The 14,241-nt window shown below is 70.7% G+C and carries 7 protein-coding genes and 1 pseudogene; 6 read left to right on the plus strand and 2 right to left on the minus strand.

All coding sequences use genetic code 11. From position 1 onward, the window contains the following. Positions 1-80 precede the first annotated feature (80 nt). Positions 81-245, plus strand: coding sequence for a hypothetical protein (locus OHA68_RS01555; protein ID WP_327106008.1), 165 nt, complete (start codon positions 81-83; stop codon positions 243-245). Positions 246-315: 70 nt separating this feature from the next. On the opposite strand, the gene OHA68_RS01560 is transcribed toward OHA68_RS01555, so the two are convergent. Both OHA68_RS01560 and OHA68_RS45270 read right to left on the minus strand, forming a co-directional pair. Continuing rightward, positions 316-2,913, minus strand: a complete 2,598-nt coding sequence (locus OHA68_RS01560) for an ATP-binding protein (RefSeq protein ID WP_327106009.1) — start codon at positions 2,911-2,913, stop codon at positions 316-318. 57 nt (positions 2,914-2,970) lie between these two features. After that, positions 2,971-3,186 (minus strand): annotated as a pseudogene (locus OHA68_RS45270) (AfsR/SARP family transcriptional regulator); the annotation flags it as partial. Positions 3,187-3,589: 403 nt separating this feature from the next. Here OHA68_RS45270 and OHA68_RS01570 point away from each other — a divergent pair. The 5 genes from OHA68_RS01570 (at position 3,590) to OHA68_RS01590 (ending at position 14,239) form a co-directional block, all read left to right on the plus strand. Beyond that, a complete protein-coding gene (locus OHA68_RS01570) occupies positions 3,590-5,917 on the plus strand; it encodes an AfsR/SARP family transcriptional regulator (protein WP_327106011.1) in 2,328 nt (775 codons plus the stop codon). Between the two features lie 151 nt (positions 5,918-6,068). Further along, entirely contained in the window at positions 6,069-7,721 is a 1,653-nt protein-coding gene (locus OHA68_RS01575) for a Zn-dependent hydrolase (protein ID WP_327106012.1), read from the plus strand. Beyond that, complete coding sequence (locus OHA68_RS01580; RefSeq protein WP_327106013.1) at positions 7,718-8,053, plus strand: hydroxyisourate hydrolase; 336 nt, start codon at positions 7,718-7,720, stop codon at positions 8,051-8,053. Before OHA68_RS01575 ends, OHA68_RS01580 begins: the two co-directional genes overlap by 4 nt. Before the next feature lie 98 nt (positions 8,054-8,151). Further along, positions 8,152-9,498 carry a helix-turn-helix domain-containing protein gene (locus OHA68_RS01585; protein ID WP_327106014.1) on the plus strand — a complete coding sequence of 449 codons (1,347 nt, stop codon included), beginning with the start codon at positions 8,152-8,154 and terminating at the stop codon, positions 9,496-9,498. 157 nt (positions 9,499-9,655) lie between these two features. After that, positions 9,656-14,239 carry a non-ribosomal peptide synthetase gene (locus OHA68_RS01590; protein ID WP_327106015.1) on the plus strand — a complete coding sequence of 1,528 codons (4,584 nt, stop codon included), beginning with the start codon at positions 9,656-9,658 and terminating at the stop codon, positions 14,237-14,239. The last annotated feature ends 2 nt before the right edge of the window (positions 14,240-14,241 follow it).

Genomic DNA, 14,241 nt, shown 5'->3' on the forward strand with positions numbered 1-14,241 from the left:
GGTGCGACCGCCCGCGATCGAAAGCGAACCAAAAGCGGCCTTCTCTACAGTCGCCCTCATGACCTGAGAGGAGCGGCAACGTGCGGAAGATTCTGATCAGTGTGGGCATCACCGTGGCGATCGTGACAGGCTCCACCGCCACAGCACAGGCGCAGGAGTGCAAGCACTACAAAAAGGACGGGACCTGTGACATGTCCTGGACCGGGATGGACTTGAGCGTGCCGGCAACGGGTCTCGCTCAGTAGTGGGGTGGCCGGTCGGCGGCGGACGCCCTCGCGCTGCCACCGTCTCCGGACTCGGCAGCGCGTCCCTCGCTCAGCGCGCCCGGGCGAGGGCCTCCGCCGCCTTCGCCCGCCAGCGTTCGGCGCCCATCTCGGCGAACAGCGTGTGCGCCTTCTCCAGGTGCGCCGCCCCGCCGGGATCCCCCTGACTGCTCAGCAGCAGGCCGAGCGACAGCCTCGTGCGCCCCTCGATGTGCCGCTCGCCCAGCTCCTGCGCCATCTCCAGGGCCTGCGACAGGGCGCGTTCGGCCTGCTCGGCCCGGCCGAGGGCCGCCTGCGCCTGACCTGTCCCGTGCAGGATGTACGCCTCACCGATCCGGTCGCGCATGTCGCGGGCGATGACCAAGGCTCCTTCGAACGCCTCCAGCGCGCGCCGGGCGTCGCCGCGCAGCAGGGAGAGCTCGGCGATCCGGTTCAGCGCCTGGGCCTCGCCGCGTTGCACGCCCTCGTCCCTGAAGAGTGCCAGTGCGCGGTCGAGCAGCGGCTCCGCCTCACCCAGGCGCCCCTCTTCGAGATGGATGATCGCGATGCTCACCAGGACGTGGCCTTCGGCCGCCCTGTCCCCCACCGCTTCCAGCAGCGGCAGGGCCTGCCGGTACCTGTCGAGCGCCGCGTCGACCTCACCCATGACCCGCTCCGCGAGCGCCAGGTTGCGCAGCGCCAGCGCCATGCCATGCACCTCGCCGATCAGTTCGAAGATGTCGATCGCCTGGATCAGCAGGGGTTGCGCCTCGCTGTACCGCTGCTGGAAGACGGCCAGCGTGCTCAGCGAGTACAGCATGGCCCCCTCTCCGCGCGTGTTGGCGGCGCTTCGGCAGGACGCGAGCGCGATCTCCGCGACGGTGCGCCACTCGTCGTGGTACGCCCGGACCTCGAAGAGGGTGATGACGGTCATCGCGATGTTCCAGCACAGCTCGTCGAGGTCGTGCGCTGCCGCCTGCCGGACGCTCGCCAGGAGCGTGGTGCGCTCCTCGTCCAGCCACCCGAGCGGGTCGTCTCCGAACAGCGCGTCGGCGATGCCGTCGTCCCGCGGGTCACCCGTGTCCTTGCTGCGGAGCAAGGTGAAATGCCCGCCGTAGTAGCGCTGGTGCGCGCGGTCGGCGAGGAAGAGGAAGCGCCTGCCGGCCCGCTCGACCGCGGCTCGGCGCTGCTCCTCGCTGTCGCCGGCGAGGGCGCTCTCACCCGCGTACGCGCGCAGGAGGTCGTGCATGACGTATCTCTGGCCCCTGCGGACCAGCAGCGAGGCCGCGACCAACTCGTCGAACGCGTCCTGGGCCGTGTCCTGGGCCGTGTCCTCGCCGAGCAGCGCCTCGCCGAGCCAGGGGGAGATCTGCGGGCTGCCGAACAGCCCGATCCGCCGGAACAGCGTCTGGGCCTGGTGCGACAGGCCTCGGTAGCTGACGTCGAGGCTGGCCCGTACTTCAAGATCGCCATGACTGAGTACGTCCAGCATGGTGCGGGAGTCGCTGAGCAGGTCGACCAGGGTCTGGATGGTCCACTGGGGGCGTACGGCGAGCCGCGCGCCCGCGATGCGCAGCGCGAGCGGTAGCCCTCCGCACTTCTCGGCCAGCCTTTTCACGGGGATGGGCTCCAGCGCGACGCGACGGGCGCCGATCTCTTGGGTGAGCAGTTCGACGGCGCCTTCGTCACCGAGTACGTCGAGACGGAGCACCCGGTGTTCCGGCAGCCCGATCGGGTGGTGCCGGCCGGTGACCAGGACGGCAGCGGGAGAACCGCCGGGGAGCAGGGGCCGGATCTGCTCGAACGACCCCGCGCTGTCGAGGAGCAGGAGCATGCGGCGGCCGGCCACGGTGGAGCGGAACAGAGCGCCTCGCTCCTCCAGTTGCCGGGGTATCACCGTTACCCCCAGAGCGCGGAGGAACTGGCTGAGCACATCGGTCGGCTGCAGCTCGCCGTCGCGCAGGTCGATGTAGAGCTGCCCGTCCGGATAGCCGGGCGACAGCCGGTGCGCCGCTTGGAGCGCCAGCTCGGTCTTGCCCACTCCCGCCCTCCCGACGATGGCGGCGATGGGCAAGCCGGTGTCCGCGCCTGTCGCGTCGAGCAGCGAGCCGATCCGGCGCATCTCGGCCTCGCGCCCGGACAGCTTCGAGATCATCGGCGGGAGCTGTCTCGGGACCGGCGCCTGGCCGACGGCCGCCGGCCCGCTGTCGAGCTCTGCGTTCTGGTGGAGTATGTCCAGCTCAAGTCGGCGTAGCTCGTCGCCCGGCACCAGGCCGAGGGTGTCGCTCAGCATCACTCGATAGGCGTGGAAGACGTCGAGCGCCTCGGCCTGTCGTCCCGAACGGTAGAGCGCGAGCATGAGGAGGCCATGGAGGCGCTCGCGCAGGGGACTGTCCTCGACGAGGCCGCGTAACTCGGCGACCAGTTGCTGATGGCGGCCCTCGCCGAGTTCGAGTTCGATGCACTGCTCGTGAGCGAGCAGGCGACGTTCCTGCACCCCGTGCGCGATCGTCTGGACCAGGTCGCTGCCGACGTTGGACAGCATGGGACCCCGCCACAGGGCCAGCGCCGCGCGCAGGGTCCTGGCCGCCTGCGCGGGACTCTCCTGTCGGGCCTGCTCGGTCAACGCGTCGAAGTCGGTGAGGTCGAGTTGACCGCGTTCGACCGTCAACCGGTAACCGGGCGGCACGGTGATGAGAAGACTGTGCGGCTTGGCGATATCGCCGAGCAGACGGCGCAGGTGAGAAATCCGGATTTGAATCTGATTGCGGGCCGTCTCTGGGGGGTTATCTCCCCATATCGCCTCAATCATCCTATTAACCGGCACAGTCCGATTGGCGTCGAGAAGCATGATCGCCATGGCGACGCGCTGGAGCCGGCCCCCGAGGTGAAGTTGCTCTCCACCTCGCTCGACCTCCAGCGGTCCGAGAATCCTGAAACGCATGATCCTCCTCTACAGAAGATCATTCACGGAAAGGCCGTATCGCACAATACCGTCCACAGCCGACGCCTTGCGGCAGCGGACAGCCTGCGGGCGGGCACCCGCTTTGTACGAGCAAAAGCGAATATAAATCACGTTGGAGTAGCGTTCACGCTCAGCCGGATCCTGGCGGTACATTCCCCGAGCGGTTGGGTCATCCTGAGGACAGAGCCATCGTGAACGTGCCCGTCTTGAGCGTCCATCACCCCCTTTCCCGTGATCAATATCTGAGCGTCGCCGAACCCCCCTTATCGATCATCGTGAAACTCCCCTTTCCGCGGGACGCCATCGGGCGGACAACGACTCGGGGGCGCGGATGAACTTCTCCGTGCTCGGGCCACTCGAAGCGGCCTCCGAAAACGGTCCCATGGACATCGAAGGGATGCGCCAGAAGATCGTACTCGCGATGCTGCTCCTGGAGCCGGAGAAGGTCGTCTCGACGGACCGGCTGATCGACGCGGTCTGGGAGGACGATCCTCCGTCCACGGCCCGCGAACAGATCCACTTCTGCGTCTCCCGGCTGCGACGCGTGATGAGCAGGGCGCACGGCGCCAACCTGATCGAGACGCGTAAGCCGGGTTATCTGCTGCGACTGGACGACTGCACCCTCGACACCCAGATCTTCGACGCCCGCGTCGCCGAAGGCCGGCGCGCCCTGGGCCAGGGCGACCACGCCTCGGTCATCGCCAGCATGCGGGGGGCGCTGGCGCTGTGGCGGGGAGCGGCGCTCTCGGACATCACCGCCCCGACGATCCAGCATCGCGTCGTGCACCTGGAGGAGCGCCGCTTGCGCACTCTGGAGCAGTGCATCGAGATCGAGCTGGCCGCAGGGCTGGATCAGGACGTGGCGGGCGAACTCGCGACTCTCACCCGGCAGCACCCCTTACGTGAGCGATTCCACGCCCTGCTCATGATGACGCTGTACCGCCACGGGCGTCAGGCCGAAGCGCTGCAGGTCTACCGGAATGTCCGCCACGTTCTCATGGACGAGCTGGGCATCGAGCCCAGCGCGGATCTGCGATCCCTGCACCGGGAGATGCTGACCGGCGGGCACGTCCTCGGACCGGCCGCATCATGGGCGAGATCCGCGCCCTTCGGCGACACCCTCGACGTGGCACCGCACACGCCGGCCGCATCGATCTCCGCACCACCGGCGCAGCCGGGCGTCCCCATGCTGCTGCCGCCGGCCATCTCGGACTTCACCGGGCGCACCGACCTGATCGAGGGTGCGCTGAGCGACGCCGTCGGGGCCGCGAGCGCGGACCAGGCCCTTCCGGTCACGGTCTTCCACGGCCGGGGCGGTGTGGGCAAGACGGCCTTCGCGGTCCACCTGGCGCACCTGATGGCGGCCGACTTCCCGGATGGCCAGCTCTTCGCGCACCTGCATGCCGGCTCCCGGGCCGCCGACCCGGCCGACATCCTCGGCCGGTTCTTACGCGCCCTGGGCGTCAGCGGCGCCCGTCTGCCAGAGGATGCCGAGGAACGCGGGGAGATCTACCGGAACCTGCTCGGCAAACGCCGCATGCTGATCGTCCTCGACGACGCGGAGTCCGAGGAGCAGGTCATGCCGCTGCTTCCGGGGGGCGGGCAGTGCTCGGTCCTCGTCACCAGCCGCCGCCGGCTGACCGGCTTGCCGGCCGAGCGGATGGAGATCCCCGCGATGAGCCGGGCCGGCGCCGTGGCCCTGCTGGAACGCGTCATCGGGCGTGAGCGGGTCAGGGCGGAGCCAGAAGCGGTGGAGAACCTCTGCGACCTCTGCGACCGTCTGCCGCTCGCGCTGCGCATCATCGCCGCCCGCCTGGCCGCGCGACCGCACTGGAAGGTGGCGGGTCTCGTGGAACGGCTCACCGACGAGACGCACCGGCTCGACGAGCTGAACCACGGCAAGATGGGCGTGCGGGCCAGCATCTCGTTGTCCTACGACGCCGTGTCCCCCGACGCCCGCAGGCTTTTCCGGCTTCTGGCGCTGTCGGCGGCGACCGGCTTCCCCGCCTGGGTCGGCGCGCCTCTGCTGGAGACGGACCCGCTGCGAGCCGAGGACGTCATCGAGGAGCTGGCCGAAGCGTATCTCTTCGACGTGGTGTCCGGTCCGGGCCCGGACCGTTATCGGTTTCACGCCCTGACCCGGTCGTTCGCGCTCGAGCGACTTGTCGAGGAGGAGAGCCCGGCAGAGCGACGCTCCGCGCTGGAACGCCTGGTCGGGTGCCTGCTGTTCGTGGCCGACGAGGCGTGCCGTCGCGAGCGCTCCGGCGGCTTCCCGCTCCCGGCCGGCCGCGCCTCCCGATGGCCGCTCCCGGCCTCGCTCCTCGATCGGCTACTCGCCGAACCACTGTCCTGGTACGAGCAGGAGTGGCCGTTCCTCCTGTCCGGCATCCGGCAGGCCGCGGCCGCCGGGCTCGTGGAGCACGCGTGGAACCTGGCCCTGAGCGTCGCCCCCTTGCTGGCCTCGCAGTCCCTCCTGTCCGACTGGCGCGAAAGCCACGAAGCGGTGCTCAAGGCGGCCTGCCGGCACGGGAACCAGCGCGGCGAGGCGGCGATGCGCTACTCGCTCGGCTCCCTGGACCTGATCCAGCAGCGGCCCGTCCCGGCCGCGTGGCAGTTCGAGCGGGCCATGGCGTTGTACGAGCACCTGGACGACGGGCACGGCACCGCGCCGGCGCCGCGCCAGATGACGTTCCCCGCATGCGGAACCTAGAGACGCGTCCCGGCCGTCGCCCTGTGACACGTCACTGATAGCCGATTGATAGGCAGGTTTCCGAGGCTGGCCATCGACGGGGTTCGCAACCGACGCGATGGGAATCCAGATGAGGCCGAACGACGCAGCCGCCCAGGCGCCTGTCCCGATCATGTCCGATCCCTCAGGCGGGCCCGCGACCCGCCACACCGATCCAGTCCTGGCCCACGCCCCCGGGGACACCCGCACCGCCATGGCGGCCTTCGCGACCGGCCCGCTCCACGTCGATGCCGATCGTTTCCTCGCAGCGCTGCGCGGCCTCGCCCAGATCGGCGGCGATCCGCAAGGGGGAATCACGCGGCTCGGGCTGAGCGCCGAGGAGGGCCGGGCGCGGGAATTCCTCCAGGACCTGGCCGAGAAGGCCGGGCTGACCAGTGACATCGACCCGGCCGGCAATCTGCTGATCAGGCGCCAGGACGCCGACCCGCACCGGCCGGTCGTGTTGTTCGGTTCGCACCTCGACACCGTCCGGCAGGGCGGCTGGCTCGATGGCGCCTACGGCGTGGCCGCCGCGCTGGAAGCGCTGACCGTGCTGGTCGAGACCGGGGCCACGATCGACGGCTTCGAGCCGGTGGCCGTGGGGTTCGCCAACGAGGAAGGCGCGCTCGTGCAGTATCCCTTCTGGGGGTCGCGCGCGATGGCCGGCTCGCTGGACGCCGACTCGGAGAAGATCGTCGACCGCGAGGGCCGTCCGGCCTGGGAGCATCTGCTGAGCGCCGGAGGCGAGCCGGAGCGCTTGGCTGAGGCCGTCTGGCCGGCCGGCCGCATCGCCGCCTTCCTTGAGCTGCACATCGAGCAGGGGCCGGTGCTGGAGCGGCTCGGCCTGGACATCGGCGTGGTCGACGGCATCGTCGGCCGCACCATATTCACGTGCGAGGTGCGCGGCGAGCAGCAGCATGCGGGCACCACGCCCATGCGTGACCGCCGGGACGCCCTGGTGAGCGCCGCCCAGCTGGTCGCCCGGGTGGAGAGCCTCGCCACCACGCTCGACGCGTGCTCGACGGCGACCGTGGGATACCTGGACGTGTCCCCGAACACGGTCAACACGATTCCCGGCCTGGTCCGCCTCAACGCCGAGATCCGCGATACCGACGCCGCCCGGATCCAGGTCGGCGAGCGGCTGCTGGGCTCGATGGCCGAGCACGTGGCCCAGGCGTCCGGCGTCGAGATCGACCTGCGGGTCTCCGACCGATCGACTCCCGTGCGCACCGACATCGGGCTGCGGAGCGTCATCGCGAACGCGGCGTCGTCTCTGGGCTTGTCCTGGCAGGCCATGCCCAGTGGGGCCGGCCACGACGCGCAGATCATCGCGGCCCGCGCCCCGATCGGCATGATCTTCGTGCCCAGCAAGGGCGGGGTCAGCCACTCCCCCGTCGAGGACACCGAAGAGCGGGCCCTGGTCGCCGGGGCCGACGTGCTCGCCACGACGCTGGCCGCGCTCCTGGGCGGTGGTCCGGTGCGGCGGTTCAACGCCCTTCCCGGCGACGAGGCGCGCGGCCTGCTGATCGACTGCCTGGGCTGCGACGGCCCATGGATCGACGTCGTGCTGGCGCGCCGCCCTTACTGGACCGCTCGGTCGGTGGTGACGGCCGTCTGCTCGGCGGTGGCGGCGGCCGAGCACTCGCTCGTCATCGCGGCGGCGAACGCGCGTGCGCGCGCCGGAGACACCCGCACATCGCTGAGTCCCGAATCAGATCTCGAAGAGACCAGGAAGGAGCTGGTGACCATCGCCTGCCGTCGGCTGGAAGGCTGGCTCGGCGCATGAAGATCTCCATCCAGGTTCTCGACGCCGCGAACGGCCGGCCCTGCGCGGAAGTCGACGCCAGCCTGGCCTGTGAGACGGCGACGGGTTTGATCAAACTGGCGTCGGGCCGTACGGGGGGCGACGGCCGGCTGGTGCTGGCCGAAGGCCCCGACGTGGGAGCGGCCACCTATCAGGTCGAGGTGGAGCTGGACAGCTACTACACGCTGCAGGGGTGCCTGCCGCTCTTCGTCCGCGCGTCCTTCGTCTTCCGGGTCCGCGGCACCACGACCGACCTCCATCTGCCGTTGCTGACCTCCCCTCAGGCCCTGCTGGCCTACCGGGGCGCCGACTGAGCGCCGTGGTCATCGATGAGGACCGACGACGACGATTTCCCGATGGTTTACGCATGCACCGCAGTTCTTGATCAACTGTCATGATCCCGGAGTGAGCCATGGTACGCGCACGCGCGGAAGGCAATTTCTCGCAGGTCCTACGTCAACAGCGGCTTCGCTGCGGCCTCACCCAGCTACAGCTGGCGGCTCTGTCCACGATCAGCGTGCGGGCGATCCGCGACATGGAGAGCGGCCGGGTCGCCTCCCCGCGCCGGGCGACCGTGGCCCTTCTGGCCGGGGCGCTGCGCCTGACCGGGCAGGCCCGGACCGCCTTCAGCCGGGCCGCCCTCATCGAGAGCTCCCATCTCGACAAGATGGTCACGGAGAGCATGCGCATCGACGCGCCGGTGTGGACCACGGACGGTCTGGTGGGGCGAGACCACGAGCTGGACGCCATCACCGGATTACTGGCGGCGGAGCCGCGCCAGCGACTGCTGACGATCACCGGCATCAGCGGTGTCGGCAAGACCCGGCTGGCTCTGGAGATCAGCCAGCGGGTGCATGCCGAGTCCGACAGTCCCCTGCTGTGGGTGCCGGTCGCCGAGACCCGCGGCGACTGGATCCCGGACCCGGCCCCGCCGACCCTGATAGAGGCCATGGCCGAACTCATCACCGGCCAGGCGGACACCAGCGGCGAGCTGGCCGCGATCATCGGCACGGCGCCGATGATCGTCTTCGTGGACGGCATCGACGACGTCCCGGTCCGCGCCCCGGCGCTGCTCCGCCTGTTGACGGACTGCCCGCAGGTGACCGTGGTGGCCACGGCCCGCGTGCCGTTGGGCATCCGGGGGGAGTGCGTCCTCCCCCTGGCTCCGCTGGCGGTGCCCGAACCAGGTCAGGAGCGGGACCTCGACTCCCTGGGCCAGATCCCGGCGGTCAGCCTGCTGCTACGGCAGCTCGCTCCCGTCCAGCCCGGCTTCCGCCTGAACCCGGCCAACGCGTCGATGGTCGCCGGGCTCTGCCGGATACTCGACGGATTGCCGGCGGCTCTCGGCCTGGCCGCCTCCCGGTGCCTCATGGAGCCGCTCCCCCACCTGTACGAGCAGTTGATCGACGACCCGCGTAATCTGCACGCCCTCATCTGCCATCATCCTGAGCCGATGCTCTACGCCTCGGTGCTGCGCAGCATCGAGACGCTGCCGAAGCCCCATCGGACGCTGCTCAACCGGCTCCTGCAGATCGACGACTGCTGGACGGTCGACGACGCGGTCGGAGTGACCGGCCTGTCCCAGCCGGAGCTGACCCGGTCGCTGCACGTCCTGTTCACCCGTGGCCTGCTGCGCCGCGTCGAGCGGCACGGCAGCTACTTCATCTCGATGCTCAACATCGTCCGGCAGGCGTGCGCGGGGATCCACGACGTGCCGCTGCCCAGGGCCGATCAGGCTCGGCTCCTCGCGATCACGTGACGAAGGGAACGCCGAGCGGCCGCCCGGAAAGCGCACGCCCGGAAAGCGCACGCCCTCGCCCGGTCGCGGGAACAGGACAGGCAGGACGTCGGCAGGTTCGCTGCAGGTTGGGTGCCAGATCTTCAATCGGCCCCGGGGCTTTGCCAGTCTGCCCATCATGCAGCAGCTTCCCGGCATGCAGCAGCTTCGCGAAGGTCCTGCCGAGCTCGCCCTGCCCGTCCCGTACCCCACCGTGGCTCCGGAGCCGTTCCCGGCGTTGTTCGAACGTCAGGTGCTCCGGAACCCCGACGCTCCCGCGGTCGTCTCGGGGACCGAGACGCTCACTTACGCGGAGCTCGGTCTCCGTGCGCATCGGCTCGCGCGAGCGCTGGTCGAGCTCGGCATCGGCCCCGAGCAGGTGGTGGCGCTCGCGCTGCCGCGCTCCATCGAGCAGGTCGTCGCGGTCCTCGCCGTGCTGAAGGCCGGCGCCGCCTATCTGCCCGTCGACCCCGGCTACCCCGCTGACCGCATCGCCTTCATGCTCCAGGACGCCCGGCCCGCCGCAGTGCTCACCGACGGGCCGACCGCGCCACGGCTGCCTGAGGCCCCCTGCCCGATCTGGGAGATCGACGCACTGCCGCTCCGCACCGGCGCGAAGACACCGCCGTCCCGCACCGGCGCGAAGTCACCGGCGTCCCGCACCCGTGTGGAGGCACCGGAGGAAGGTCTCACCGACGCCGGGCGGACGATGCCACTGAGCGTCGATCACCCGGCCTACGTCATCTACACCTCGGGATCCACCGGACGTCCCAAGGCCGTCCTCGTTCCGCACGTCGGCATCGCGAACTTCAGTCGCGCACAGGTCCAGCTGCTCGACGTCGGCCCCGGCGACCGGGTCCTGCACTGTGCCTCGCCGAGCTTCGACGCGGCGTTCTGGGAGTTGTGCCTGGGGCTGCTGAGCGGCGCGACCCTGGTCCTGGCGGGCACCCGGGGCCTGGTCTCCGCCGCCGAACTGGCCGGTCTGGACCTCACCCACATCTCGCTCCCGCCCACCCTTCTGGGCGCGATGTCACCGTCGGACCTGCCCACCGTGCGTACGGTGATCGTCGGTGGTGAGCCGTGCCCGGCCGAGCTCACCGCGCTCTGGGCCCCGGGCCGCAGGATGTTCAACAGCTACGGCCCGGCCGAGGCCACGGTCATGGCCACGATGTCCACCCCCCTGACCCCCGGCGTCAAGCCGTCGATCGGACGCCCCATCTCCGACGTCGCCGTCCATGTGCTCGACGAGGACCTGAACCCGGTCCCTCCCGGCCGGACCGGTGAGATCTACATCGCCGGTATCGGGCTGGCGCGGGGCTACCTCCGCCGGCCCGGGCAGACCGCGGAGCGTTTCGTCGCCGATCCGTTCGGCAGCCCCGGATCACGGATGTACCGCACGGGTGACCTGGCCGCCTGGCGCCCCGACGGCCGGCTGGACTTTCTCGGCCGGGCCGACGAGCAGGTGAAGATCCGCGGGTTCCGCATCGAGCCGGGCGAGGTCGAGGCGGCGATCGCCAGGTGCCCCGGGGTGCGGAACGTCGCGGTCGTGGACCGCGAGAACCGTCCAGGCGTCAAGCGGTTGATCGCGTACGTCGTACCCACCACGGCGGCCGAGGACGACCGCGCCACCGAGGACATCGTCGAGGCCTGGCGCCAGGTGAACGAGTCCCTGTACGGCCGGCCCGCACAGCGCCCCCTCGGCGACGACTTCCAGGGCTGGAACAGCAGTTACACCGGCCGGCAGCTCCCCGTCGAGGAGATGCGCCGGTGGCGGCGAGCGGCGGTCGAGCGGATCACCGCCCTGGGACCACGCCGGATCCTGGAGATCGGCGTGGGCAACGGGTTGATCCTCTCCCAGCTCGCGGGGGCGTCCGAGAGCTATTGGGGCACCGATCTGTCAGCCCAGGCGATCGAGTCCCTGCGACGTTCGATCGACGCCCGTCCCGCATGGTCGGACAAGGTGCGGGTCATGGCGCAGCCGGCCGATGACTTCACCGGCCTGCCGGAGGGCTTCTTCGACACGTTGATCCTCAACTCCGTGGTGCAGTACTTCCCGAACATCGATTACGTCATGGACGTCCTGGCCGGAGCCTGGAAGCTGCTGCCCGACGGCGGTCACCTGTTCCTGGGCGACCTGCGGAACCTACGCCTGGCCCGGGTCCTGCACACCGGCGTCCAGCTACGGCGGGCCGCGCCGGACTCCACCCCGGCCGCGCTGGCGGCCCTGGTGGAACACGGGATGGCGAACGAGAGAGAGCTGCTGCTCGATCCCGGGTTCTTCGCCACGGTCAGGGACCACCTGCCCGGCGTCGCCGGTGTCCAGGTCCTGCTGAAGCCGGACGACGACCACAACGAGCTGACCTGCTACCGCTACGACGTCATCATGCGGAAGGGCCCTGGGCACCCGGCTCCTGCCGCGCCGGCCCTGCGCTGGGGGGACGACGTGGCGAGCCTGACCGCCCTGGACCGCCATCTGGCCCTGCGGCGACCGGGAGCGGTGCGGCTGTCCGGCATCCCCAACGCGCGGCTCACCGCGGACGTCGCCGCGGCCCGCTCGCTCGGCGCCGGTGACCTCGCGGGGGCCCGGCGCGCGATCGCCGGTCCCCAGAACGGCATCGAGCCGCGGGCGCTCCAGGATCTGGGAATCGGCCACGGCTACGAGACCCACCTGACCTGGTCGGACCAGGCCCCCGACGCGTTCGACGCGGTACTGGTCGACCGCGGCGCAGGTGCCGCCCCGCTCGACGTGGTCCCGGTCGACGTGGTCCCGGTCGACGTGGTCCCGGTCGACGTGGTCCCGGTCGACGTGGTCCCGGTCGCGCGCCCCGTGCCGGCCAACGAACCGGCGGCGCCCGCTCGCCGTACCCGGCTGATCCGCGAGATCCGCGCGCACGCGGCGCGTACGCTGCCGAAGCACATGGTGCCGGCCGGCATCGTGCTCCTGGATCGCCTCCCGACCACCCCCAACGGCAAGCTCGACCGGTTCGCCCTGCCCGAGCCGGAGGCGGAGGAGCGCGAGGCCGGCCGATCCCCGGACTCGCCCCGGGAGCAGATCCTGGCCGAAGCGTTCGCCGAGGTGCTGGGCCTGGCCTCGGTGAGCGTCGGCGACCAGTTCGTCTCCCTGGGCGGCGACAGCATCACGGCGATCCGGCTGTGCGGCGTGGCACGCCAGAAGGGCCTGTTGATCGAGCCCGATGAGGTGCTGCGGCTGCGTACGGTGGCGAAGCTGGCATCCGTGGCGCGGGCGGTACGGACCGATCAGCCGGCCGATGACGACGCCGAGGCCGGCCTCCTTCCCGCCACCCCGATCGTGCGCTGGTCGGTCGAGTGGGGTGCGCCGCTCGACGACTTCAGCCAGTCGGTGGTACTGCGAACCCCCGCCGGGCTGACCGGCGACACGCTGGAGCGCGCCCTGCAGGCCCTGCTGGACACCCACGACGGGCTCCGCCTGTCGATGGCCGCCACGGACGAGGAACAGCCGCTGGAGGTGCTCCCGGCCGGGAGCGTGCCCGCGGCCGAATGTCTCACACGCGTCGACGCCTCCGCGTTGACCGGCGCCGAACTGGCAAGGACGATCAACGCTGAATCGGCCGTCGCGAGAAGCCGCCTCGCCCCACGTCAGGGCCGGCTGCTGCGGGCGGTGTGGTTCGACCGCGGCCCGGCAGCGACCGGCCGGCTCGCGCTGGTCGTCCAGCATCTGGCCGCCGACGCGTTGTCCTGGCACATTTTGATCGACGATCTGGCCACGGCCTGGCAGGCGCTCCGGCAGGGCCGGGAACCGAAGCTGGTCGGCCCCTTCATCCCGTTCCGCCGCTGGGCGCACCTCCTGCACGCGAGCGCCTGTCACGCGGATCGCCAGGCCGAGCTGCCCTTCTGGCTCGACACCCTGGACCGGCCCGCCATCAGCGTCGTGCGCGGGCAGGCGAACGACCTCATGGGCGCGATGACGTCGGCCACCTTCGACCTGCCCCCCGAGCTGACGAAGAAGTTGTACGGGGTCCCGGAGGCACTGGGGTGTGAGCTCAATGACGTCCTGCTGACCGGTCTGGCCCTGGCTCTGGCCGGTCAGGCGCCCGAGCCGGAGGACGGTTCGGCCAAGGCCGTGCTGCTGGAGCTGGAGAGCCACGGGCGGGAAGCCATCGCCGGCGGCGTCGACCTGTCCCGCAGCGTCGGCTGGTTCACCAGCGCCTACCCGGTTCGCCTGGTACCCGGCACCGCCGACCCCGGCCGCGCGCTCAAGCGGATCAAGGAGCAGCTGCGGCAGGTCCCGGGGAAGGGCCTGGGTTTCGGCCTGCTGCGCTACCTGAACCCCCGGACCGCGCCCATCCTCGCGGAACGGCCCAGACCGCTGATCCGCTTCAACTACATGGGCCGCTTCACCGCAGGCCATGAGCGCCCCTGGGCGCTGATCCCGGGCCGCGACGCCTTCAACGATCACGTCAGTCCCGCCGCGCCGATCGTCCACCCGGTGGAGATCAACGCGGTCACGCAGGACCTGCCCGACGGTCCCCGGTTCAGCGCCACCTGGCGATGGCTGCCGGTCGCGGCCGAGCCCAGCCTGATCGCCGCGGTGTGCGAGGACTGGTTCGCCGCGCTGGCGACGATCATCGAACATGCCGCGCGGCCGGACAGCACCGCCCTGACGCCCTCGGACCTGTCGCTCAGCTCGCTGAGCCAGCGCGAAATCGAAGAATTCGAAGCCGATCTGCTCGGAGAGGTGTGATC

Source organism: Nonomuraea glycinis (assembly GCF_035920485.1).
GTDB classification, from domain to species: Bacteria; Actinomycetota; Actinomycetes; order Streptosporangiales; family Streptosporangiaceae; genus Nonomuraea; species Nonomuraea glycinis.

What these genes read in the sequence shown, in the direction of transcription:
- OHA68_RS01575 (WP_327106012.1), top strand. Translation starts at nt 6,069, where the DNA reads ATGTCCGATCCCTCAGGCGGGCCCGCGACCCGCCACACCGATCCAGTC.
- OHA68_RS01580 (WP_327106013.1), top strand. Translation starts at nt 7,718, where the DNA reads ATGAAGATCTCCATCCAGGTTCTCGACGCCGCGAACGGCCGGCCCTGC.
- OHA68_RS01570 (WP_327106011.1), top strand. Translation starts at nt 3,590, where the DNA reads ATGGACATCGAAGGGATGCGCCAGAAGATCGTACTCGCGATGCTGCTC.
- OHA68_RS01590 (WP_327106015.1), top strand. Translation starts at nt 9,656, where the DNA reads ATGCAGCAGCTTCCCGGCATGCAGCAGCTTCGCGAAGGTCCTGCCGAG.
- OHA68_RS01585 (WP_327106014.1), top strand. Translation starts at nt 8,152, where the DNA reads ATGGTACGCGCACGCGCGGAAGGCAATTTCTCGCAGGTCCTACGTCAA.